The following is a 22,777-nucleotide window of genomic DNA, read 5'->3' as shown; positions in this document are numbered from 1 at the left end:
GCGGCAACTTGAGCGACTCGCCTCACAAAAGTCTAGATTCCGGCAGCCTGCATCTACAGTGCGATGGCACACACTGTGCTGTGGTGCATCAAATTACGCTGCCTTTCCCTTGCGCGCGATGCTTGCGTGAGCTTGAACTGCCGCACGCGGGATCGCTATCGAGTGGGCGCTAACCGCTTTGCACACGCCGCGCAGGCGGCACTCCATCATCTCCTCGAGCGGGAAATGCCAGCCGTAGGCGAGATACGCAATAGAAAGGATAACGAATGGAGCGGTATAGGGCATCGCAAGACGAACATTCGCCCTTCGTAGCGTATGAACAAACGCTACTGCGATCGCGGCACCGAGCGACCAGCCGGCAATCACTTCGGGCAACGAATGCGTGTGATCGAATACGCGTGCGGCCGCGGTCAGGAGGCCAAGCAGCAGCCCGGCGGCGGCCCCCGGCACTGCGCGCTCCGTGAAGTTATGCGAGAGCAGCGCGAGGGTGATGGTCCACACCGAGGTCGCCAACGCCGTGTGGCCGCTGATCACACGAAAATCGAGCGACTGGAGTTCCCATCCGTAGCCAAGGTAAAGCAGCTTCGTCGCGCCGATCATCGCCATCGCCGTGCAGAACAGGACGATCCAGCGGCACGCCAGTCTCGTGTCCGATAGCGCGAGCCACGTGGCGCATGCGGCCGCAACCGGTAGCGTCAACGCAGGGTCGCCGACGTTGCTGATCGCGCTCCACATCGCTAGCAGCCCTCAGACACGGCGGCACTTTACATCGCGCATGTGTCACTCAGTCGGGCCAAGGGCGTCATGTCTTCGTCGATACTGGTCGAGTCGGCGGAGCCGGACGCTGCGGGCACGCTCAGGTGGAAACAGATTCTGGCCGGCGCGGTAAACGCGTAGCCGAATCCATGCGCCGTCTGTAGCGGTTTCGAACGGCCGAGATGCGGATCGAGCTTGCGCCGCAAGCGGCTCACGATTGCTTCGAGCCTACGTTCGTCATAAAACTGGTAGTCGAGGCCGAAGGTGCTGACGATCTCGACACGGGACACAGCGGCGCCGTTTCGCTGAAACAGCAGCAGCATCAACGAATACTCGTACGAGGTCAGACTGATCCGCGCGCCGTCCGGTGCAATGAGTTGCCAGCCGTGCGTGACGAGTGTCCAGCAACCGGGTGCATCGGTGGGCGGCATCGCTTGCGGTCGAACCTGTTTCTTCCGCGGGCTGATGCTCTTCAATGTGACGATCAGTTCATGGAGATGCACGGGTTTGGGGAGAAACGCGTCGACGCCGCGCGCGGGGAGCGCATCGCTGAGCTTCGCGGCGGGCCGTTCGCACAGCATCACGATGCCGGTGCGATTCAGGCCACTGAGAAAGTGGGCGACTGCAAAGCCATCTTCACCGGGCAGCGCAGGATCGATGACGACCGTATCGCACGAACGGATCAACAGATCCCGGTATAGCGATGCTGCGTCTCCGACGCCGAACGCGTCGAATTTCCGTTGCCCCAACTGCGATACGAGCGCTTCACGGAATGCGACATCCTGGTCCACGATCACGATTCGCATGGCCTTTTTCCTCGTCAAAGCCCATCACGTCTTTATCGATTCCGAAGTACACGCGCGTAAGCCTGGATGCACAGGCTGTGGTTTCTGCCAAACGGAGTGAGCGCGGCCGTTTCTTGACGGAACGCGTACGCAAGAAGTGGATGCCGGCAATCCGCGGCGCGCTCGGGCGCATGAAATACGCACCGCGAGTACCGCAGGTACTTCACTCTCGTTCGTTTTTGTAAGGCCTAGTATTTGCTGCCCAGCGTAGAGAAGTGCCCCGATCCCCTCCGTGCGGCGACACACAATTCTTTGAGGGGATCGAGAAAGGCGTAGTTGCTGGTTTAGTGGATCTGGTTATACAGACGTGTAGTAGCCGTTGCGCAGGACCAGAATCAGGATCTGGATGGTGATTACAGCATCCATGACCCGCTGCGTAGATGCCCTTGGGTTTCTGAACGCGTCCGCCTTGAACCTGCCTGTCACAGCCCCCGAGTCGATCCTGCCGCTCGCCCTGCCGGCCGCTCTCGATGGCCGTGACGGCAGCAATCGGGCACACGGCGTCCACCGGCAGCTCGCCGCCGACACGCACGGACGTTGGGGCCGTGCGCCTATGGCTCGCGGAATACGCGGGCTCGCCGCACACCCTGCGCAGCTATCGCAAGGAAGCCGTGCACCTGCTCGAGTGGGCCACCCACACCCTTGGCAAGCCGCTCTCGAGCCTCATGCGTGAGGATTTCCTGCTCTATGAACGGGTTCTGGCCGATCCCACCGCAGACTGGGCCGATCCGGCGCTACCGCGTTGCGGGGGACCGGCGCCTGTTTGACGGGCCGCTCTTGGAGCGCAGCCAGCGGCAGGCCCTCGGCATCCTCTGCGGCTTGCGCAATTACCCGGTCGCCGCCGGCTATCTCGCCGGCAACCCGCTGGCGCTGCACCGCTCGCGCTCAACGTTCACAGCATGCACGCGCCGCATTGAGCGCTATCTCGATCACGCGCTCTGGCAAAGAGTGCTCGACTCGATGGAGCGCTGGCCCCGCGATACGCCGCGCGAATGCCAGCACTACGAGCGCAGCCGCTGGCTGGTGCGGCGGCTGTATCACGCGGCCCTGTGCGCGAGCGAGGCCGCTCACGCGAAGGCGGCCGACTTCTTCCAGCGGCGTGGGCGCTGGTGGTTGCATGTGGTCGGCAAGGGTGGCGCCGAGGGACAGGTGCCCGTGAGCGACGCGTTGATGGCCGAATTCGCCCGCAACCGCGCCTTTGCGGCCCGCTGCCGGCGCCCGCGCCCCATGAAAAATCCCCGGCCGTGATGGGCATCGCCGGTGACCCCGGGCGGCATCTGGCGCCAACTGTCATCTACCTGATTGCGAGGGAGGTATTCCTGCGCGCGACTAACGCGCTCGCTGCGACCGACCCCGTCGGCGCGACAACGCTGCGACGCGCCTCCACGCACTGGCTGCGTCACTCGGCAGCCTCGCACCAGGCCGACGCCGGCACCGACATCCGCTTTATCCAGAGAAACCTGCGGCACGCCTCGATCGAGACAACGGGGCTTTACCTGCACGCGGAAGACGACCGCTGGCACGCGCAGACCACGGATGCGTGCACCACGACGAACTCCGCCGCCCAACCGGATGACGTGCCCGCGTAAAATACGGAGCGCTTGAGCCTGCACCCAGGCAGGCCTGTAAGCGCCTCGAAGTACGACTGATCAGGATCTCCCGCAGATGGCCATCCAGTACGACCGGAAACAGATCACCGCATGGCTGGACGCCTACACGGTCGCGAAGGCGCGCGACTATGGGCAGGCTGTCTCGGATTTACAGTGGCAGGGTGACGATATCCTTGTCGGCAAGGTACAGGGCACCCGCTCGCGACCCTACAACGTACGGGTCTGGTTCAACGAACCCGACAACGACCTGTGGATCGAGAGCGAATGTTCCTGCCCGGTCGGCGGCCACTGCAAGCATGTCGCCGCGCTCCTGTTCGCGGGCCTGACCCATGTTCCCCGGCAGGCCATCACCGGCGTGCGCCCCGAACTCGTGAGCTGGCTTGAAGGTTTCCGGACCCGGAATCTGGACACATCTGCCGCTGGCAATCGGGCGAGCGCCCGGGCGTCGCATGCGCTTGCCTACGTGATCACCGGCGCGTACGAGGGCTATCCGCAGATCGTGATCTACAAGTCACGCGTGGGCACCGACGGTACGATCCGCTCGCTCGATGACGCGTGGTACAACATCGAGAAAGCGCTCGTCAAGCCACCGAAATTCGTGAGTGAAGACGATCTGCCGATCCTGCGCGGCCTGTGGCTCGGGCGCTCGCGCGACTCCTTTGGCGGCCAGTTCTCCCTGCAGGGCACCACGGGCGCAGCCCTGCTCGAAAAACTCGTTGCCACCGGCCGCGTCTTTGCTTTCCCCGCGGCAAGCACCATGGATTACGCAGAACCCTGCGCGCTGCAGGGCGCTCCAGCCCGCCCGGGGCATCTTGTCTGGCAGAAACTGCCCGACATGCGGGTGCGTCCCGTGCTGCAAACCGAGCCAGCCGCTCCCGCGCTCATCACGACGACGCAGCCCTGCTGGTATCTGGATGCGCAGACCGGCGTTGCTGGTCCCGTCGAGCTGGCCGGGGCCGCCCGGAATATCGCTGACGTGCTCTCGATGCCCGCCATCACCCTCGACGAGGCGCCGCTTGTAGGTAACGTGCTGCGCGAAGTGGCCCCCGGCCTGCCGCTGCCGCCCGCGCATGACCAGTCGCGCGTGCGCATGATCGGCTGCGCGCCGGTCCCGGTGCTCGCGCTCGATACGTTGCCGACCTGGAACATGAGCTGGTCGTCGACAAAGTCACAGGATGGGCTCGACTTTGCGACCGCGAGCTTTGACTACGGCGGCGAACGCATTCCAGCCAGGGGCGAGACGTCGCTCATCCGTGTCGGTGCGAACGGTGAGGTCATGCAGATCCAGCGCGATGCCGTCGGCGAGAAGCGCCGGCTGACAGAGTTGCAGCGCGCCGGCCTGCGTGCCATATCCGCTAACCAGGTCCATGGCCCGGTACCGTTTCCGCAGGGCATGCTCGGACCCGCCCGGGAGACCGGCTGGTCCGGCTTCATGACGGATGCGCTACCCGCGCTTCGCGAGAAGGGCTGGCAGGTCGAGATGACGCCGGAATTCCGCCACAACGTAGTCGAGATCGAGGCGATCGAGGGCAGCCTGCGGCAGACCGACGAAGGCTGGTTCGACGTCGAGATGGGCATTGCGGTCAACGGCGAGATGCTGCGCCTTGAGCCTCTGCTGGCCAGCCTCTTTGCGCGGGACGGACGCTGGCTCTCGGGGCTGCTTGAGAGCATTGCCGACGATGAGGCGGTGGAGCTGAGGTCGCCGCGCAACGAGCGGCTGCGCCTGCCGGCAGGGCGCCTGAAACCGGTCGTACGTGTCCTGGTCGATCTGCTCGAGCACGTCGGCAGCGGCATGCAGATTTCCGCGTGGGATGCCGCACGTCTGGCGGCGCTCGACGATACCGGCCGCTGGCAGTTTCATGGCAACGAGTCGGTCCGTCAACTTGCACGACGCCTGATGAGCGGCCCCGGCGTCGCTGGGGCAACCGTGCCACGAGGGCTGCAGGCTGAACTGCGCGGTTATCAGCATCAGGGGCTCGCCTGGATGCAGTTCCTGCGCGAACACAACCTCTCCGGCGTGCTGGCCGACGACATGGGCCTGGGCAAGACGGTGCAGACGCTTGCGCACATTCTCGCCGAAAAGGAGGCCGGCCGGCTCGGACAGCCCGCGCTGATTGTTGTGCCCACCACGCTCGTACACAACTGGTGTGACGAGGCGCAACGCTTCGCGCCCGCGCTGCGCGTGCTGAACCTGCATGGTACGCAACGCCACGCGCGCTTCGAAGAGATCGCGGAGCATGACCTCGTGCTCACGACCTATGCACTCGCCTGGCGCGACGAGGACGTACTTGTGCAGCACGAGTACCACCTGCTGATCCTGGACGAAGCCCAGTACGTCAAGAACGCGGCCACCAGGGCCGCCGCGACCATTCGCGCCCTGCGGGCAAGACACCGGCTGTGCCTGAGCGGCACGCCCCTGGAAAATCATCTAGGCGAACTGTGGGCGCAGTTCGATTTCCTGCTCCCCGGGTTTCTGGGCTCGCGTGACGATTTCACGCGGCGCTGGCGCACCCCGATCGAAAAAGGCGGCGATACGGTGCGACGCGAACTGCTCGCGCGCCGCCTGCGCCCCTTCATGCTGCGCCGGCGCAAGGACGAAGTGGCCACTGAACTGCCGCCGAAGACCACCATCGTACGCACGGTCGAGCTGGAAGGCGCACAGCGCGACCTGTACGAGACCGTGCGGGCCACGATGCAGAAGAAGGTGCGCGATGCGATCGCCGTCAATGGTCTGGCGCGCAGCCATCTGATCGTGCTCGACGCGCTGCTCAAGCTCCGGCAGGTCTGCTGCGATCCGGGGTTGCTCAAGACCCCGCAGGCGGCTCGCGTAAAGGACTCCGCCAAGCTTGCGCTGGTGCTCGAGATGGTGCCTGAACTCATCGAGGAAGGTCGCCGCATCCTGCTCTTCTCGCAGTTCACCAGCATGCTCGATCTCGTTGCTTCCGCACTCGACAAGGCCGCAATTCCCTACGTTGTCCTGACCGGCGAGACGGTCGATCGTGCGGCACCGGTCCGCCGCTTCCAGCAGGGCGAGGTGCCGCTCTTCCTCATCAGCCTGAAGGCTGGAGGCGTGGGGCTGAACCTGACCGCGGCCGACACCGTCATCCACTATGATCCGTGGTGGAATCCGGCCGTGGAAAACCAGGCCACCGATCGCGCCCACCGGCTTGGGCAGGACAAGCCCGTGTTTGTCTACAAGCTGATCGCCGCTGGCAGCGTCGAGGAGAAAATCGTCGCCCTCCAGGAAAAGAAGGCTGCACTGGCCAATGCGATCCTCTCCGACGATGCTGCCAGTACCGTCAAGTTCTCAGCCGATGATCTCGAGGCGCTGTTCGAACCCATTCCGGGCGTCGCTGCACGATCGTCAGCCCCCAGGTCTGGCTCGCGTATAAGGACTGGTACCGGGACGTAGCGCAAGCGGAATCTGTTCACCATTTCCCCCTGCCTGTTGCCTCAGCAGCATTCATTGGAGGCGCAATGTAGAAAGAAGAAAATCCGATCGATTCCAAGGCCCTGGCGGCCATCGGGACGGAACGCCTGGCGACCCTGCTTGCAGAGGTGGCCATGACGAACCCGGGCATGCGGCGGCGGTTGCAATTCGAACTGTCCGCACAACGAGGCGAGGACGTTGCAGCCTCCGTCGGCCAATGGATCAGTGAATGCGGCGAACAGACGTCGTTTCTCGATGCGGAGGAGGTCGACGAAACGGCCGAAGAACTCGACGCGATGCGCGTTGCCATTGCCTCGACTATTTCCCGGGCGGCGCCGAATCTTGCACCGGAACTGATGTGGCGGTTGTTCACGCTGGCCGGAACCATATTCGAACGTACCACCGAAGAAGGATGGGAAGTCAGCTGTATTTTCGATCAGGCGTGCTCCGATCTGGTCGATCTGAGCGTCAACGCAGATGTGGAGCCAGCAATATTCGTCGGGAAAGCTGTCGCGGCGATTGTCACCAACAACTACGGAGAGTACCGCGCCCTGATTCGGGCTATCGCGTCAGCACAGCCCCGGGCACCTGCCTACAGCTCCGAGCTGAAGAACTCGCTCCAGCGATTGCTGGACAAACCGCCCGGATCGAAAAATAGTCTGAACAGCGAGCGCCGCGTCTTCCATCTCGCCTTGGTTGAGCTCAACTCCCTCTGCGCAACGTAGACCGGGTTTGCGACAAAGTTCCTGTTTGTCTATATATCCTGAGTAAGCGTCGAGGGGGAGCAGTTATGCCGCGCACGCTGCCCCGTTGCCTTTCGGCCGCGGCCGCTCCATACTAGCTAATGTGTATTAGCTAACTTGGGTGCGGCCGTGCTGCGGCGACCATTCTGGATCACGGTCGGCCAGTCGGCGCGGCCAGACAGCTGGCCTGTCGCCGACCTCGACGAGTGGGTACGGCTCACGCAGCTACCGCCGGGCTTCCAGTGTCAGGTGCTATGGCGGGAAGTGCAGCAGACCCGCTATCGGTCCGGGGACCATCGCACACCCGCCGAGGCGGCGAAGCGCGTGCGCGAACTGCTCGCGCAGCTCGGACACAGCCTGTGCGACATCGGCATCAGTCCGGACCAGCCGCTTCCCCGATAGCGCACGCGCCCCGCAAAACAGGAGCATTTCCATGCTGACCGTCAACATGCACGACGCCAAGTCCAAACTCTCAAGCCTGGTCGAACGGCTTGAAGTGGGTGAGGAAAGCGAAGTCATCATCGCGCGCAACGGCACGCCGGTTGCCCGGCTCGTGCCGTTCAGCGCGCCGCGGCGCATCGGTGCTGCCCGGCATCTGCTCGCGGGCCTGAACGTGCCGGCCACGGTTGACGCCTTCAACGCCGGCGATGACGCGGTCGCGGCCGAGTTCGAGGCCAGCGCTGCGGTGGCCATCGATCCGGCGAAGCTCGCGGAGCCGACGCGGTGAGGGTGCTGCTCGATACGCATATTGCACTGTGGGCCGCCGAGGGCGCCGGGCAGCTGTCCGCGCAGGCCGCGAGGGTGATCGAGGATCCGGCCAATACCCTGCTCGTGAGCGCTGCGGCGATCTGGGAAATTGCGGTCAAGCACGCGAAGGGCAACCTGCAGGTGCACCCGCGCGACGCCCGCGCCGCGTTCCGGCTTGCGGGCTTTGGCGAGCTGCCGGTCAGCGGCGATCACACCGAGGCGGTCGCGACGCTGCCGGCGCACGCCGATCACGCCGATCCATTCGACCGGCTGATGGTCGCGCAGGCCATCCAGGAGGGCATGCCGCTGCTCAGCGCCGACCCGAAACTCTGGCGATATCACCCGACGCTGATGCTGCAGGGCTGAACCAGCCGGCATGCCGGTCCGCCACGGCGAACATGATGTCTTCGAGGGAAAGGTCGGACAGTCCGTCGCCTGCAGCCGCGCGGACGGCCCCCTGAATGCCGGCAGTAAGGCCAGCCTGCCATCCAGCACACCGATTTCCTGCAGCATCTGGATCGCGTCCAGGCTGCAGACGGCGCGGATCACCGACCTTGGCTACCGTCTGAACCCTGACATTGCCTGATTGGCGTTTCTTAGCAGATGTGGCGATTTTCAAGCTGGCGGCTAAGCCGGGTGGTGCGCCCAGCATGACTAAAGGGTTTACCCGCGATTTTTGCGCCTGTGCGCTCGCCATTGTATGATGCGTGATGATTGATGCGACATGCGCCAGGAGGGCGATCCATGCGAACCACTCTTGTGATTGATGATGACGTGCTGTCGGCGGTGCGTGAACGCGCGCTACGTGAACACCGCAGTCTGGGCGAAGTACTTTCCGCGCTTGCCCGGCAGTCGCTACGTCCAGTGGCCCCGGCAGTGACCACCCGTAATGGCCTGCCGCTGCTGACAAGGCAGCCGGGCACTGCGGCCGTCACGCCGGAACTCGTCAACCAGCTGCGCGATGATCTGCCCTGATGCCGGCGATCGCTCCGTACCTGCTCGACGTCAACGTGTTGATTGCCCTGATCGACCCGGCCCACGTGCAGCATGATGCCGCGCATGACTGGTTCGCCACGCGGGGACAGCATGCCTGGGCCACCTGTCCGCTTACCGAGAACGGCGTGGTGCGCATCGTCGGGCATACGCGTTACCCGAATACGCCGGGATCGCCAGCCGCCGTCGCCCCCCTTGTCGCGCAGCTGCGGCAGTCACCGGGGCACGTTTTCTGGCCGGACGATCTCAGTCTTGTCGATCCGGCCCATGTTGACGCAAGCCGGATCCTGAGTGCGGCGCAGGTGACCGACACCTATCTGCTCGCGCTTGCACGGGCACATGGCGGCAGGCTCGCCACCTTTGACCGCCGGCTGGTGACAGAGGCGGTGCGGGACGGGGCATCGACTCTCGCGCTCATCGAATGACGTGATGGCCAACCAGCCTCAACATCTGATCCGGCAACCACCGCGCACCTTTACGCGCACGGATTTCGCCGCGCTGCGCGTGCGCGTGCAGGGTGTGCCCGTCGCGACGATCGCACGGCTGTACTACGACGTCGACAGCGCGCCGCACGCGGCCAGTGTGTAGATTGTCAATTGCGATGGCCGCTCTCTACCAGTGCCGAAGTGCTCGAACGGTATCTGCAGACGATGCGCGACGAACTTGAGGTCGGTCGGAAAAAGTAGAGGCCAACGTTTCGTACAATCGTGAAACGGAGGCATGGATGAATCGAATTCCCAAGGCGGTCTACACGAGCGAATTTCGTGAGCAGGCAGTCAAGCTTGCGCTCAGTGAATGTGTCGGTATTTCCGAGGCGGCACGGCGGCTGTCGGTTCCTCTCAAGACGTTAGCGAACTGGGTCCGTTCGGCTAAGGCGGGCAAGCTGCAGGAGATCGGCAAGGAGCAGAAGCCGCAGACCGAACTTGAAGCCGAGCTGTCACGCGTCCAGCGGGAACTGGCGGAAGTGAAGATGGAGCGCGAAACCCCCGCCATCCTCGACCTTCATAGTGCCCAGGCCCCAGTTCCTGCTTCAGGTCCTGGTAGTCCCGTTCAGTACGCCAGCGCATGTGCGCGTACGCCACGAGTTGCGCCAGCGCAGTGTCGGCCGGCAGGTTGGTGAGCAGCCACTGCTCGGGGCGTAGCCGCGCCTTGCCGGTATTGCCGCCCGCGTGGCGCACACGAACCGCTGCGAAACGCCCGCTGAGGGTCTGGTTCGAACCCTCGCGCCAACTGAGCGTGGTGAAGGCAGTAGCAGGGTAAGCGCTAAATCCATCACACCCGATGGAGAATCGTTCACAACCGAGAGGCGAGCGTGGCCGCATTGCGGCGGTCTGGCGTGACCGGCTGATCGGGTGGTTGCGGGCACGGCTTGCGTTAGCGGATATGCGTGGGATTCTGGGCCCGTCGCTGCACATCGCCGCAGCATCGGGTCCGCTGGCAGCCGGGAAGCAGCGGCGACCGTTATGCCCTCCAGTCTCCCGGCATTGCACAAGGGTTGCACACATGTACATCGTTCAGCCGCAGCGCTCCACGGCCACGCCTGTTTTCCGCTCCAGGTCATTCCGTCAAGCAGTCAGATGATGCCTCACTGCGCAGGCTGAAGGCTCGCTTGCCTGTGAAGCCTATGACATCATCGGGGCAGAAAGTGGCCTCGACGATATCGAACTTGTCGCGACGTTCTATCCGGTTCAAGGCTGACCGGTTGCCTGCTCAAGCAGCAAGCCTGTTCTGGCAGGCAAGAGAGCGCCGCGATGCACGGATGCGCTTCTACTGAAGCTGGTTAGCTATCAGTTGAATGCCCCCTGATCCTGCCGCCTTACTTGAACCCCTGCGGATTCCTCTCCTGCCAGCGCCAGTGATCGACGCACATCCGCTCGATCCCGAACTGCGCGCGCCAGCCGATGATCTCCGCGGCCGCCGCCGGATCGGCGAAGCACTCGGCCACATCGCCAGGACGGCGCGGCACGATCTCGTACGGCACCGGACGGCCCGACGCCGCTTCGAACGCCTTCACCACCTGCAGCACGCTATAGCCCTGGCCCGTGCCGAGATTCACGACGAAGCTCGCATCGCGCTTCACGAGCGCATCGAGCGCCGCGAGGTGACCGCGTGCGAGGTCGACCACGTGGATGTAGTCGCGCACGCCGGTGCCGTCCACCGTCGGATAGTCGCTGCCGAACACGCGCAGCTTTTCGAGCTTGCCGACCGCGACCTGTGCGACGTACGGCATCAGGTTGTTCGGCAGACCCGCCGGGTCTTCGCCGATCAGCCCGCTTTCGTGCGCACCAACCGGGTTGAAGTAGCGCAGCGTCGCGATGCGCCACGACGGATCGGAGATTTCGAGGTCGCGCAGGATCTGCTCGGCGATCAGCTTGCTCTGGCCGTACGGGTTCGTGGCCGACAACGGAAACGATTCGTCGATCGGCGAGCTTTTCGGCACGCCATACACGGTTGCCGACGAGCTGAACACGAACTGCTTCACGTTGCGCGCGCGCATCGTGTCGAGCAGCACGAGCAGGCTGTCGAGATTGTTGCGGTAGTACTCGATCGGCTTCGCGACCGATTCGCCCACCGCCTTCAGCGCGGCGAAGTGAATCGCACCGGTGATCGGATGTGCGTCGAAAATCTTCGCCAGCGCGGCGCCGTCGCATGCATCCGCCTCGTAGAAAGCGGGCTTTTTGCCGGTGATCTGCTCGACGCGGCGCACCGACTCGCGGTTGCTGTTCACGAGGTTGTCGACGATCACGACGTCATAGCCGCCGTTCAGCAGCTCCACGCAGGTGTGCGAGCCGATGAAGCCTGCACCGCCCGTCACGAGAATGGTGCCCTTTGCCTGTGTCATGCAAATCTCCGTCAGATTGCGATCAGATCGATCGGCCGGTCAGTTGTTGAATCACGTCCTTGTAGCGTTCGACTACCTTGCGCTCGTCGAATTCGTCGACGACTTTTTTTCGCCCCCGCTCGCCCATCGCGCGCCGCTCGTCGTCGGTCATGTCGAGCATGCGCGCCATCTGTGTCTCGAGGCTCGCCGCGTCACGTACCGTGCACAGCAGGCCGTTCACGCCATCGGCCACCACCTCGCGGCAGCCGGGCACGTCCGTCGCGACGATCGGCCGGCCCATCGCGGATGCTTCCATCAGCGTACGCGGCACGCCTTCGCGATACGACGGCAGCACCACGCAGTCCGCCGCGGCGATCAGCGGCCGCACGTCGTGCGCTTCGCCGAGATACTCGATCACGCCTTCGCGTTCCCATGCGGCGACTTCATCGCGCGTGATCGCGCTCGGGTTGTCGACGCCCACCGGCCCGAGCAGCTGGAATCGCGCATGCGGATAGCGCCGCTTCAGCCGCCGTGCCGCTTCGACATATTCGGCGACGCCCTTGTCCCACAGCAAGCGCCCGATCAGCACGAATGCATATTGAGTACTGCCCGAGCTGCCGCGCGCCTCGAGCGGCGTGAACGCGAACTGATCGAGGTCTACGCCTTCGCCATGCAGAAGCCGTGCGCGGCCAGGATGCGCGAGCAGCTTCTGGTCGAGAAACGCGGCCTTGTCGTCCCGGTTCAGGAACCACACTTCGCGCGGGAAGCGGAACGCAAAGCGGTACAGGCGTTTGGCGATCTGCGCCGCGCGGCTATGCTGGATGAACACATAGCCGAGCCCGGTCGTGATCGCCACCGAAGGCACGCCTGCGAGCTTCGCTGCCATTGAACCATAGATATTGGGCTTGATCGTGTAATGGAACACGACGTCCGGGCGGATTGCGCGATAGTGCGTGAAGAGCGCGACAAGCGTGCGAAAGTCGTCGGGCGGGCTCGTGCCTTTCGATGCGACGGGCAGGTCGACGCAGCGGCACCCCATCTGCTGAAGCGGCTCGAAGGTGCGGTCGCGCGGCGCGATCACGGTCACTTCGACGCCCGCTGCGACGAGCGTGCGCAACAGCCCCTGACGATAGGTGTAGATCGCCCATGCGGTGTTGCAGACGAGGCTGATGCGCAGCGCGCGGGCGGTCGGGGTAGCTTGGGTCACAGAAAGATCTTGAGTGATGGTTCGGTACGTCGGCACCAATGCGACCGCATCAAGCAGCACGCGCACGCAGCAGCGCGCGCTTCACGCGCTGAAGCGTCTGGTACGGCGTGACGAGATGCAGCAGGTTCTTCGCGAGGCCGAGCCAGTCGTACGGATTCAGGACGTTGAAGTAGCGCAACTGCAAACGCAGCGTCGAGCCGATCTGGCGGCGGCGCTTCGTCGCGCTGATGCCGCCTTCGTTCAGTTCGTAGTAGAGGCCGAGTTCCGGCAGGTTCGCGCAGTCATAGCGTTCCATCAGCCGCAGGAACAGATCGAGGTCTTCCGCCGAGCGATATGCCGCGCGGTAGTTGCCGACGCTCTGCACCGCATCGACGCGCAGCATCATCGACGGATGCGCGAGGCAGCTGCGGAAAAAGCGCTGGCGGCGGATCGCGGCGGGTTCGGCGGGCGGCGTCAGCATGAAGAGCGGCGCGCCATCGCGCGACACGACCTGCGTCCACATGCCGAGGCCTGCAACTCCCGGATGCGCTTCCATAAAGGCGCGCTGCTTCACGAGCCGCTGCGGCACCGCGAGGTCGCCGGAATCGATGCGCGCGACGTAGCGAAAGCCACGCTCCGCAAGCGCATCGATGCCGGCTTCGAGCGCGCGTTCGATGCCGCCGTTCTTCGGCATGCGCAACACTTCGATCGACATGCCCGGGCGCGTGGGCGCGACGATCGGCGGCGTGCTGCCGTCGTCGACGATCAGCACGTGAATGAGGGCTGCTTCGCTGAACGACGCCAGCGTGCGATCGACGTCGGACTGCCCGTTGTACGCGGGCATCAGCACCGCGACGTCGTCGAGCGTGCAGGAGCCCAGGTCGCCAGAACCATCGCCGGCACCGGACAGGTTGCGTGAAGAGGGCGCGGAAAGCGTCATGAGCGCAACCTGAAACGGATGTAGTAGACATTGACTGACGCGGCCGCGAGATAGCCGGCGGCAAGACCGACGAGCGCGCCGTACGACCCGAGCCGCGGAATCGCGAGCAGGTTCACGACGAATGCCATCGCGAGCGCGAACAGCCACTTCGACAGCAGTACGAATTTCGCCTGGTACTTCAGCACGACGAGATTGCCGATCGCTTCGATCCCGGCCGGCACGGAGAGCCACACCGCCCAGCGGAAGATGCCGATCGCGCCGTCGTACGCCGGGCCGAACACGCGATGCACGATGATGCCCCCGAGCAGGTCGAGCACGAACGCACCGCTCACCATGATGGCGAAGGTCATCGCGAACAGGCGCCACAGGTTGCGGCGCAGCTGCGCGACTTCATGCACGCGATAGACGAACGCCGGCGCGATGGTCTGCGCGAGCATCAGCGCGAGCGTGATCCAGTTTTCGTTCAGCTGCTGCGCGGCCGAATAGCGGCCCAGGTCCGCGAACGAGATGGTGCGCTCGAGCATCAGCCGGTCGAGCTTCAGGAACAGGTACATGCAGATGAGGCCGAGCCAGAACACCGTGCCCGCGCTCGCGAAGTGACGAAACAGCGTGCGGTTCACCTGCCAGCCCAGCTTGCCGCCGTGGCGCTTCACGTAATAGAGCACCAGCACGCCGCCGATCACCGCGGATTCGAGCGCCCACAGCCAGCCGAAGCGTGCGGGCGTGGCCGCGGCGCGCACCAGCAGCCACACGAGGACCGCCTTCGCGATCGCGGTGCTCATGCTGGTGAGCAGCTGCGGCTTGCTGTAGGTGAGGCTTTGCAGCCACGAGTTGATCACGCCAACGAACGGCTCCCGGAACAGCATCGTCACCGCGAGGCCGGCCAGCATCGCGCCGACCAGTGGGTCCGTCGCGCCGAGCGCGATGCCGGCCCACGTCACGACAAGCGCGAGCACGGACACCGAGAAGCGCAGCGCGAACGCGCTGCCGAGCACGGTGCCCAGTTGCGCGGGCGGACGGTGAACGATGGTCGGGACGAGAATTTCCGCGCCGCACACCCACGTGACCGGCGACAGCACGAGCAGCAACGTATTGGCGTATTGCCATTTGCCGAACACGTCCGGGCCGAAGTAGCGCGCGAGCACGCCGCTGATCGCGATCGCGACGGCGATCTGCGTCAGCCGTTCGAGGCCCAGCCAGACGATGTTCGCAACGGCCTTCGTGACGTCCGGGTTGGCGAAACGCCGGGCGATCAGCATGAGCGGCCCACCGCACGGAAGGCCGGGCACGGGAAGTGCGAGAGTACCCGCCTCTTTGCCGGCTGCAGTAACGTTGCGGGAGAAGGGCGTACAGGCATTAGAATAAGGCGTCTGATCGAGCGTGTCTGAAAGGCGCAATTATAAGTTGGAACGGGATCGCTTCCGACCGGGGGCGCAGAGGGAAGACCAGTGATCTGCGCAGTTCCATTTTTCCAATGCACGCAAGTGAGTCCATCATGATTTCCAGATCGATTTTCAAGGCCTATGACATCCGTGGCGTGATCGGCAAGACGCTCGACGCGGATGCGGCGCGCGACATCGGCCGCGCCTTCGGCAGCGAAGTGCGCGCGCAGGGCGGCGATGCGGTAGTGGTCGCGCGCGACGGCCGTCTGTCCGGTCCCGAACTGATCGGCGCCCTGTCCGACGGGCTGCGCGCGGCGGGCGTCGACGTGGTGAACGTCGGCATGGTGCCCACACCCGTCGGCTATTTCGCGGCGAGCGTGCCGCTCAAGCTCGCGGGCGGCGAGCGCCGCGTCGACTCGTGCATCGTCGTGACGGGCAGCCACAACCCGCCGGACTACAACGGCTTCAAGATGGTGCTGCGCGGCGCGGCGATCTACGGCGAGCAGATCCAGGCGCTCTACCAGCGCATCGCCGACGGCAAGTTTTCGGAAGGCAGCGGCAGCTACGCCGACCACGACATCGCCGACGTGTACCTCGACCGCATTGTGAGCGACATCAAGCTCGCGCGGCCGCTGAAGATCGTCGTCGATACCGGCAATGGCGTGGCGGGCGGTCTGGCGCCGAAGCTGTTCAAAAAGCTCGGCTGCGAGCTCGTCGAACTGTTCACGGAGATCGACGGCACTTTCCCGAATCACCATCCGGACCCGGCGCACCCGGAAAACCTGCAGGACGTGATCCGCGCGTTGAAGGAAACCGACGCCGAGATCGGCTTCGCGTTCGACGGCGACGGCGATCGCCTCGGCGTCGTCACGAAAGACGGCCAGATCATCTATCCGGACCGTCAGCTGATGCTGTTCGCGGAGGAAGTGCTGTCCCGCAACAAGGGCGCGAAGATCATCTACGACGTCAAGTGCACGCGCAACCTCGCGAAGTGGGTGAAGGACAAGGGCGGCGAGCCGCTGATGTGGAAGACGGGCCACTCGCTCGTGAAGGCGAAGCTGCGCGAAACCGGCGCGCCGCTCGCGGGCGAGATGAGCGGCCATGTGTTCTTCAAGGACCGCTGGTATGGCTTCGACGACGGCCTGTACACCGGCGCGCGTCTGCTGGAAATCCTCGCGAAGGTGCAGGACCCGAGCAAGCTGCTCAACGACCTGCCGAATTCGCACTCCACGCCCGAGCTGCAGCTGAAGCTCGAGGAAGGCGAGAACTTCGAGCTGATCGCGAAGCTTCAGCAAACCGCGAAGTTCACGGGCGCCGACGATGTCGTGAAGATCGACGGCCTGCGCGTCGAGTATCCGGACGGCTTCGGTCTCGCGCGTTCGTCGAACACCACGCCGGTCGTCGTGATGCGCTTCGAGGCGGACAACGACGCCGCGCTCTCGCGCATTCAGGAAGACTTCCGCCGTGTGATCCTCGAAGCGAAGCCGGACGCAAAGCTGCCGTTCTGATCGCTCGCCGATCGGCGAATGCTGATGAAGTCAGGGCCGCCGGCGGGTGACACCGCCCGGCGGTCGTTTTTTGCATTCATTTGACAGACGGGTGACAGACGGCGCGCTAAAATTGCCGTCCTTTCCACGCATCTGCTAGCCGGTTAGACGGCGTTTCACACTTGAGCGCGCAAAAGATCCTGATCGTGAGGGTGTCGTCGCTGGGCGACGTCGTTCACAACATGCCGGCCATCGCCGACATCCGCCGCCGTCATCCCGATGCGCAGATCGACTGGCTCGTCGAAGAAAGCTTTCTCGGCCTCGTCGAACTCGTGACCGGCGTGCATCGCGCGATTCCGGTGTCGCTGCGCCGCTGGCGCAAGCGTCTGTTGTCATTCGACAACTGGCGCGAGATCGGCCAGTTCCGCCGCGCGCTCGCGGCCGAGCACTACGACCTCGTGATCGACTGCCAGGGGCTCATCAAGACCGCGTGGGTGTCGAGCATGGCGCGCGGCCGGCTGGTCGGCCTCGGCAATCGCACCGACGGCGCCGGCTACGAATGGCCGGTGCGCTTCTTCTACGACCGGCGCGTGCGGATCGAGCCGCGCACGCATGTGGTGGAACGCACCCGGCAACTGGTCGCCGCGGCGTTCGGCGATCCCGCGCCGCAACCGACCGACCCGATCGACTTTGGTCTCGACACCGGCAAGGCGGCGCTCGCGCTGTCCCAGGCCAGCCTGAACCTGCCGCTGCCGTACGTGGTGTTCGTGCATGCCACGTCGCGCGCGGACAAACAATGGCCCGACGCCGCGTGGATCGAGCTCGGCCAGTCGCTGATCCGGCGCGGCGCATCGATCGTGCTGCCGTGGGGCAGCGAGGCCGAGCGCGCCACGAGCGAGCGGCTCGCGAAGGAGTTCGGCGCCGCGGCCATCGTGCCGCCGCAGCTGTTGCTGCCGGCGGTGGTCGGTCTGATCGACGGTGCGGCCGCGACGGTCGGCGTCGACACGGGCCTCGTTCATATTGCCGCCGCGCTCAAGCGGCCTACCGTCGAGTTGTACAATTTCGCGACCGCGTGGCGCACGGGCGGCTACTGGTCGCCGAACGTCGTCAATCTCGGCACGGCCGGGCGGCCTGCCACGCTGCAGGAAGTGAAGGCCGCGCTGGCCGGCTTCGGCCTGCTTTGACCGCAGCCGCGGGCAGTCACCGGCGTCATCGCGCGAGCATCGAAGCGTCGCTCTGCCGCGCGAGTCGAACCCGCGCGAACCGCGGGCCATTGCCGTGCGTGGCGCACGGCCTGTGGCACAGTTGCGGTCGATCAAGGCATGGCGCGCGCGAGCCGCGTATAACCTGCGCGGCACAGCCTGAACTGGCATGCGCGACCCTCCGGCTCGTCGCCCATCGTGTGATGGGCACGCCGGGCTCCAGCGTTTTTTAGGGAAATCATGAGCGAATCCCAGATCATCGAGGTCGCGTCGGGCGACTGGCAAGGCCAGAACCTGCCGGTCCCGCGCGAGACTCTGCTGGCCGCGGTGGAACGCGGCAAGGTGCTGTATTTCGCGAACCTGCGTTTCGCGATCGAAGGGGGCGAGCTCGCGCTGCTCGACCCGGCGGTCGCCGATCCGAAGCGCAAGAACATCAGTCTCGAGCCGAACGGCGGCGCGCTGCATGGCGTGCTCGGCGATGCGGTCACACAGTCCGCGGTGCGCGCGCTGATTGCCCGCTACCAGGCGAACGCGCGCTCGCTCGTCGACGGGCTCTTCCCCGAGTACGACGGCAAGCTGCGCGTCGCGCCGACGAGCCTCCGGCTGCATCAGGTCGAAACGCGCCAGACCTCCTGGCGCAAGGACGACAGCCGTCTGCACGTCGACGCGTTTCCGTCGCGGCCCAACTACGGCGAGCGCATCCTGCGAGTGTTTACCAACGTGAATCCGCGCGGCGTGCCGCGCGTGTGGCGGGTCGGCGAGCCGTTTGAAGACATGGCGAAGCGCTTCCTGCCGCAGATCAAGCCGCAGGTGCCAGGCTCGGCGTGGCTGCAGCATCTGCTGCACATCACGAAGTCAAAGCGCAGTCCCTACGACCATCTGATGCTGCATCTGCACGACGGCATGAAAGCCGACCTCGGCTACCAGCAGAACAGCCCGCAGGAGACCATGCCGTTTCCGCCCGGCTGCGTGTGGGTGTGCTTCTCGGACCAGACGTCGCACGCGGTGATGTCCGGGCAGTTCATGCTCGAGCAGACTTTCTTCCTGCCGGTGCGCGCGATGGCGCAGCCCGAATGCGCGCCGCTCGGCATCCTGGAACGCCTGCAGGGCAGGGCGCTGGTTTGAGCGCCGCGCTCGAAGTACCAGGCACGACGAACGACTCGCGCGCGCTGGAGGCGTCATGCTGAGAGCCATCTATCGCGCGGCATGGTGGATCGTCGCGCCGCTCGCCGTGCTGCGTCTCCTGATCCGCTCGCGTCGCGAACGCGGTTATCGCGAGCATATCGGCGAGCGCTTCGGCCGCGTGGTCGGCCGGCTGCCGGAAGACGACACGGCGCTGATCTGGGTGCATGCGGTGTCGGTGGGCGAAACGCGCGCGGCGCAGCCGCTGATCGAGGCGCTGATCGACGCGCGCCCCGACGCGCGCATTCTCATCACGCACATGACGCCGAGCGGCCGGGCCACCGGCCAGCAACTTTACGGCGACCGCGTGCTGCGCTGCTATCTGCCGTACGACATGCCGCACGCGGTGCGGCGCTTTCTGCGGGCATGGCGGCCGTCGCTCGGTCTCGTGATGGAAACCGAAGTGTGGCCGACGCTGATCGACGAATGCCGTCGAGCTGACGTGCCGCTCGTGCTGACCAATGCGCGCATGTCGGAGCGCTCGTACCGCCGCGCCGCGAAGTTCGGCAATGCGGCCCGTGATGTGTTCGGCGGCTTCTCGCGCGTGCTCGCGCAGAGCCCGTCGGATGCCGAACGGCTGACCGCGCTCGGCGCGCGCAACGTCGCGGTGCTCGGCAACCTGAAATTCGACATGTCGACGCCGCCCGAACTCGCCGCGCGCGGTCATGCATGGCGCGCGGCGATTGGCACGCGGCCGGTGTGGGTCGCGGCAAGCACGCGAGAAGGCGAAGAAGAACTCGTGCTGCAGGCGTTCGCCGCGCTCGGCCTTGACGATGCGCTGCTGCTGCTCGTGCCGCGTCATCCGCAGCGGTTCGACGAAGTCGCCGCGCTGGTTGCGAAGTCCGGGTTGCGGGTCGAACGCCGTTCGAACTGGGCGCCGGCGGCCACCACGCCGTCCGTGCAACTCGAATTGCCGCCGCTGCCGCAGGACGTGCGCGTGCTGCTCGGCGACTCGATGGGCGAGATGGGCGCGTTTTACGCCGCGGCGGACGTCGCGTTCATCGGCGGTAGTCTGCTGCCGCTGGGCGGTCAGAACCTGATCGAGGCGTGCGCGATCGGCACGCCCGTGCTGATCGGACCGCACGTGTTCAACTTCACGCAGGCCACGCGCGACGCGGTCGCCGCCGGCGCCGCGGTACAGGTGAAGGATCCGGCAGAGCTCGGCCGGGTGTTGCGCGAACTGTTCGACGACCGCGCGCGCCGAGTCGCGATGGGCGGGGCAGCATCGGCTTTTGCCGCGCGGCATCGCGGCGCGACCGAGCGCACGGTGGGCGTGCTGACGGCGCTGATGTAAGCACGTCTGCCTGAAAGCGTCGCGCGGGAATCAGGGTTTCGCGCCGGACAGGAAGCGGCTCACAATGCCGCTTTCCTTGGGCTCGACCTGACAATACATGTCGAGCCGATGACCCCATTCGGGATCGACATAGGGCCGTGCGGTCGTCGTCAGCAGTTCCGGATCGTTGAGCATGCCGCCGAAATCGCCCTTCGTCACATCCGAAAGACCCTGTGGGCGCGTGAACACTCGCCAGCCAGAAGCTGGTTGCCCTTATCCGAAAGATCGGTGAGAAGCACAGCGCCACGCCGGCGCAGGTCGCCCTAGCCTGGCTGCTGGCGCAAAAGCCGTGGATTGTACCGCTGTTCGGCACGTGCAAGCTCGAGCGCTTCGAGGAAAACATTGGTGCCTCGAACGTTACACTCGAACAGGCTGACCTCGATGAGATTCAGCGGGCCAACATCGTCATCCAGGGTGCCCGCTACCCGGAGGCGATGCTGCGCCTGTGCGGACAGTGAGGCATGACCAGGTCGTCGAACTCGCGCCGCTTTCTTGGTGCTGCTTACGGAGACGGCTCGACGATCGAATGGGAGCATGGCACATCTGCTGCGTCGTTGTCGCCCGTCCTGGGCGGCCCGCCGTTTTGAAGAAAGAACAGGGTCCTTACGTGCTGAAAAGCGCACCCTTTTTGCCGGTTCAGCGTTCGCAGAAAGCGATCACCAAGTACCAATCGTACCCGTCAGCGCATCCCGTGTTGACAGGACTTCGATCAGATATCCACGATTTTCCGCAAGAATCCATATGGGACGCGCCAGTGTCCTTTGGACCCTGTCACGGCAATCGACGCCGTTTTCGCGTTCAGCCTGACGACGGTGCCAACACTGGAACACAGTCTATCCCGAGCGCGCGATGCAGGCGATGCAGACGATGCACGCGAGGGGGCGGTCACGCGTCGCCTTGCTGCCTTATCTTTTGCCGCTGGGATGGGCACACGTCAACCTGACCGGCGACTACGTGTGGCGGCAAAGTCAGAAGCTGCCGGCCGGCAAGTTCAGGCCGTTGCGCCCCGTACCGGAGACTCAACTGTCCAGTCCGCGTGCGCCCCAATCCACATCAGGGCACATCGAGCCCGTGGCGATACCCGGCGAGGCCGACGGCATATAATCGATCGGCAACGCGAATCCGATTGACGCCGGTTGACTCGCGATCGCCCGGCTTCGTCAGGAAGCAGGGTGCCGCCCCTCCCTTGAACACCCATGAACATACAGGCCTGTTGTGAACCGGACCACCGATCAGCCGCTTACCGATGACGAGTTCGCTCGCGTTTCTGGAGTTCTCGATGCCATTGGTCCGAGCGCGATGAACATCGAAATGGTCGACGGTTACTTTGCGGCGTTGATCTGTGGACCCGACATGGTGTCGCCGAGCGAGTATCTGCCCCAGATATGGGGCGAGGATTTCGCGTTCCAGAGTGGCGCGCAGACTGCCGAGATCATGGGCCTGCTCATGCGTCACTGGAACACGATCGCGACCGGGTTGCTCCACACCTTGGACAAGCCGGACGTGTATCTGCCCGTGCTTCTCGAAGGAGACGATGGCATCGCACCCGGTAACGATTGGGCCCACGGCTTCATGCGCGGCGTCGAGACACGTCCGGCGAGTTGGGGCGAGCTCATCGACGACGAGGACTACGGCGGGCCCATGCTGCCGATCATGATGTTGCATCATGAACACGACCCCGACCCGCAGATGCGCCCCCCGCCAATTCCTCCGGAAAAGCGCGAGGAACTGTTGCAGACGATGATCGCGGGGCTGACCCATATCTACCGTTACTTCGAGCCCCACCGGCGAGCGCTCGCAAGCCTTCCGGCTTATCTTCCCATGCGCCGGGACGGTCGCAAGGTCGGGCGCAATGAACCGTGCCCGTGTGGTAGTGGCCGCAAGTACAAGCATTGCTGTCTCGCAAACGAGACAACTCTGCATTGATTAACTGCGCAATCAGGGAAAGAACCGCTGGGCGCGAGAGGCGACATCCGTATCCGGCAGAGAACGGCCACAATCGGCCGTTCAGAGATTTGAAGGATCTGCCATTCGGTTGGCAGCTTTACACCCTGAACCTGACGGACGATCTACTCGCACGATTGGGCCCTAGCTGCCATTGCCCGGCGGAATCGCCAATT

General features: G+C 64.8%; 22 protein-coding genes and 4 pseudogenes. 18 read left to right on the top strand and 8 right to left on the bottom strand.

What is annotated here, in order from left to right:
• Window positions 1–93: 93 nt before the first annotated feature.
• Both DVS29_RS34670 and DVS29_RS34665 read right to left on the bottom strand, forming a co-directional pair.
• On the bottom strand, window positions 94–600 hold the full coding sequence (locus DVS29_RS34670) for a phosphatase PAP2 family protein (protein ID WP_420816188.1): 507 nt from the start codon (window positions 598–600) through the stop codon (window positions 94–96).
• A gap of 164 nt (window positions 601–764) precedes the next feature.
• A complete protein-coding gene (locus DVS29_RS34665) occupies window positions 765–1,562 on the bottom strand; it encodes a response regulator transcription factor (protein WP_118185501.1) in 798 nt (265 codons plus the stop codon).
• A gap of 448 nt (window positions 1,563–2,010) precedes the next feature.
• Between DVS29_RS34665 and DVS29_RS34660 the strand changes: the two are divergent.
• The 11 genes and pseudogenes from DVS29_RS34660 to DVS29_RS34615 form a co-directional block, all read left to right on the top strand.
• Window positions 2,011–3,190 (top strand): annotated as a pseudogene (locus tag DVS29_RS34660) (tyrosine-type recombinase/integrase).
• Between the two features lie 76 nt (window positions 3,191–3,266).
• A complete protein-coding gene (locus DVS29_RS34655) occupies window positions 3,267–6,623 on the top strand; it encodes a DEAD/DEAH box helicase (RefSeq protein WP_118185499.1) in 3,357 nt (1,118 codons plus the stop codon).
• An 86-nt stretch (window positions 6,624–6,709) separates the two neighbouring features.
• Window positions 6,710–7,366 (top strand): DUF6880 family protein, encoded by a 657-nt coding sequence (locus DVS29_RS34650; protein ID WP_338069354.1) that lies wholly within the window; start codon window positions 6,710–6,712, stop codon window positions 7,364–7,366.
• A 147-nt stretch (window positions 7,367–7,513) separates the two neighbouring features.
• Window positions 7,514–7,786 carry a hypothetical protein gene (locus tag DVS29_RS34645; protein ID WP_124800752.1) on the top strand — a complete coding sequence of 91 codons (273 nt, stop codon included), beginning with the start codon at window positions 7,514–7,516 and terminating at the stop codon, window positions 7,784–7,786.
• Window positions 7,787–7,817: 31 nt separating this feature from the next.
• A complete protein-coding gene (locus tag DVS29_RS34640; RefSeq protein ID WP_118185494.1) occupies window positions 7,818–8,111 on the top strand; it encodes a type II toxin-antitoxin system Phd/YefM family antitoxin in 294 nt (97 codons plus the stop codon).
• On the top strand, window positions 8,108–8,497 hold the full coding sequence (locus tag DVS29_RS34635; protein WP_118185492.1) for a type II toxin-antitoxin system VapC family toxin: 390 nt from the start codon (window positions 8,108–8,110) through the stop codon (window positions 8,495–8,497). The genes DVS29_RS34640 and DVS29_RS34635 overlap by 4 nt, the downstream gene beginning before the upstream one ends.
• A gap of 10 nt (window positions 8,498–8,507) precedes the next feature.
• Window positions 8,508–8,717 (top strand): hypothetical protein, encoded by a 210-nt coding sequence (locus DVS29_RS34630; protein ID WP_118185490.1) that lies wholly within the window; start codon window positions 8,508–8,510, stop codon window positions 8,715–8,717.
• A gap of 158 nt (window positions 8,718–8,875) precedes the next feature.
• On the top strand, window positions 8,876–9,106 hold the full coding sequence (locus tag DVS29_RS34625; protein WP_118185488.1) for a CopG family transcriptional regulator: 231 nt from the start codon (window positions 8,876–8,878) through the stop codon (window positions 9,104–9,106).
• The gene (locus tag DVS29_RS34620) at window positions 9,106–9,549 is read left to right on the top strand and encodes a TA system VapC family ribonuclease toxin (protein WP_118185486.1); all 444 of its coding nucleotides are present in this window, start codon (window positions 9,106–9,108) and stop codon (window positions 9,547–9,549) included. The genes DVS29_RS34625 and DVS29_RS34620 overlap by 1 nt, the downstream gene beginning before the upstream one ends.
• Before the next feature lie 4 nt (window positions 9,550–9,553).
• On the top strand, window positions 9,554–9,712 hold the full coding sequence (locus tag DVS29_RS37525) for a hypothetical protein (RefSeq protein WP_164708055.1): 159 nt from the start codon (window positions 9,554–9,556) through the stop codon (window positions 9,710–9,712).
• Between the two features lie 136 nt (window positions 9,713–9,848).
• Window positions 9,849–10,106: pseudogene (locus DVS29_RS34615) on the top strand (transposase); the annotation flags it as partial.
• On the opposite strand, the pseudogene DVS29_RS34610 reads toward DVS29_RS34615, so the two are convergent.
• The 5 genes and pseudogenes from DVS29_RS34610 to DVS29_RS34590 all read right to left on the bottom strand — a co-directional run.
• Window positions 10,087–10,380 (bottom strand): annotated as a pseudogene (locus tag DVS29_RS34610) (IS701 family transposase); the annotation flags it as partial. The pseudogenes DVS29_RS34615 and DVS29_RS34610 sit on opposite strands and share 20 nt — an antisense overlap.
• Before the next feature lie 560 nt (window positions 10,381–10,940).
• Window positions 10,941–11,966, bottom strand: a complete 1,026-nt coding sequence (gene galE, locus DVS29_RS34605; protein ID WP_118185484.1) for a UDP-glucose 4-epimerase GalE — start codon at window positions 11,964–11,966, stop codon at window positions 10,941–10,943.
• 22 nt (window positions 11,967–11,988) lie between these two features.
• The gene (locus DVS29_RS34600) at window positions 11,989–13,152 is read right to left on the bottom strand and encodes a glycosyltransferase family 4 protein (protein WP_118185482.1); all 1,164 of its coding nucleotides are present in this window, start codon (window positions 13,150–13,152) and stop codon (window positions 11,989–11,991) included.
• 49 nt (window positions 13,153–13,201) lie between these two features.
• Window positions 13,202–13,975 (bottom strand): glycosyltransferase, encoded by a 774-nt coding sequence (locus DVS29_RS34595; RefSeq protein WP_240655956.1) that lies wholly within the window; start codon window positions 13,973–13,975, stop codon window positions 13,202–13,204.
• 92 nt (window positions 13,976–14,067) lie between these two features.
• Window positions 14,068–15,330, bottom strand: coding sequence for an oligosaccharide flippase family protein (locus DVS29_RS34590; RefSeq protein ID WP_118185513.1), 1,263 nt, complete (start codon window positions 15,328–15,330; stop codon window positions 14,068–14,070).
• 236 nt (window positions 15,331–15,566) lie between these two features.
• On the opposite strand from DVS29_RS34590, the gene DVS29_RS34585 reads away from it, so the two are divergent.
• From DVS29_RS34585 to waaA, 4 genes are all read left to right on the top strand, one after another.
• Entirely contained in the window at window positions 15,567–16,961 is a 1,395-nt protein-coding gene (locus tag DVS29_RS34585) for a phosphomannomutase/phosphoglucomutase (protein WP_118185477.1), read from the top strand.
• Window positions 16,962–17,122: 161 nt separating this feature from the next.
• Entirely contained in the window at window positions 17,123–18,124 is a 1,002-nt protein-coding gene (gene waaC / locus DVS29_RS34580) for a lipopolysaccharide heptosyltransferase I (RefSeq protein ID WP_118185475.1), read from the top strand.
• A 258-nt stretch (window positions 18,125–18,382) separates the two neighbouring features.
• Window positions 18,383–19,267 (top strand): Kdo hydroxylase KdoO, encoded by an 885-nt coding sequence (locus DVS29_RS34575; protein ID WP_118185473.1) that lies wholly within the window; start codon window positions 18,383–18,385, stop codon window positions 19,265–19,267.
• 55 nt (window positions 19,268–19,322) lie between these two features.
• Window positions 19,323–20,618 (top strand): lipid IV(A) 3-deoxy-D-manno-octulosonic acid transferase, encoded by a 1,296-nt coding sequence (gene waaA / locus DVS29_RS34570; RefSeq protein ID WP_118185471.1) that lies wholly within the window; start codon window positions 19,323–19,325, stop codon window positions 20,616–20,618.
• Between the two features lie 30 nt (window positions 20,619–20,648).
• On the opposite strand, the gene DVS29_RS37520 is transcribed toward waaA, so the two are convergent.
• Window positions 20,649–20,816 carry a hypothetical protein gene (locus DVS29_RS37520; RefSeq protein ID WP_164708054.1) on the bottom strand — a complete coding sequence of 56 codons (168 nt, stop codon included), beginning with the start codon at window positions 20,814–20,816 and terminating at the stop codon, window positions 20,649–20,651.
• 44 nt (window positions 20,817–20,860) lie between these two features.
• Between DVS29_RS37520 and DVS29_RS34560 the strand changes: the two genes are divergently transcribed.
• The 3 genes and pseudogenes from DVS29_RS34560 (at window position 20,861) to DVS29_RS34550 (ending at window position 22,583) form a co-directional block, all read left to right on the top strand.
• Complete coding sequence (locus DVS29_RS34560; protein ID WP_276314364.1) at window positions 20,861–21,115, top strand: aldo/keto reductase; 255 nt, start codon at window positions 20,861–20,863, stop codon at window positions 21,113–21,115.
• A gap of 364 nt (window positions 21,116–21,479) precedes the next feature.
• Window positions 21,480–21,761 (top strand): annotated as a pseudogene (locus DVS29_RS38390) (hypothetical protein); the annotation flags it as partial.
• 111 nt (window positions 21,762–21,872) lie between these two features.
• The gene (locus tag DVS29_RS34550; protein ID WP_118185468.1) at window positions 21,873–22,583 is read left to right on the top strand and encodes a YecA/YgfB family protein; all 711 of its coding nucleotides are present in this window, start codon (window positions 21,873–21,875) and stop codon (window positions 22,581–22,583) included.
• Window positions 22,584–22,777 lie beyond the last annotated feature (194 nt).

Origin of the sequence: Paraburkholderia phosphatilytica (assembly GCF_003443895.1) — a bacterium.
Lineage (GTDB): Bacteria > Pseudomonadota > Gammaproteobacteria > Burkholderiales > Burkholderiaceae > Paraburkholderia > Paraburkholderia phosphatilytica.
Note: the sequence above shows the minus strand (reverse complement) of the source record. Positions and strands in the feature narration are given on the sequence as shown.